The sequence below is a fragment of the Streptococcus mitis genome, from assembly GCF_946188685.1.
Taxonomy (GTDB): Bacteria; Bacillota; Bacilli; order Lactobacillales; family Streptococcaceae; genus Streptococcus; species Streptococcus mitis_CC.
This window is the reverse complement of the sequence record NZ_CAMHWH010000032.1, coordinates 1-267: the sequence shown is the minus strand read 5'-3', so window position 1 is coordinate 267 and position 267 is coordinate 1. Positions and strand designations below refer to the sequence as shown.

Below are 267 nucleotides of genomic sequence, written 5' to 3'. Positions count from 1 at the left end.
GGTTTCAGACCCGGAGTCTCGGGCTCTCGTGGATGATCTTGTTGATGCTGACTCAGAGGCCGATTGACTTGCTGATGTCGATGCGCTTGTTGATGCTGACTCAGATGCCGATTGACTTGCGCTTGTTGACGCACTTGTTGAAGCTGACTCAGATGCGGATTGACTTGCTGTTGTGGAAGCGCTTGTTGATGCTGACTCAGATGCGGATTGACTTGCTCTTGTTGATGCACTTGTCGATGCGGAGTCAGATGCTGATTGACTTGCGGG

Annotated in this window: 1 protein-coding gene; it reads right to left on the bottom strand. The window is 51.7% G+C overall.

Annotated features, from left to right (window positions below; genetic code table 11):
• Window positions 1-267 (bottom strand): hypothetical protein (locus N8N51_RS10365; RefSeq protein WP_261104143.1); only part of this gene is annotated, 267 nt, incomplete at both ends.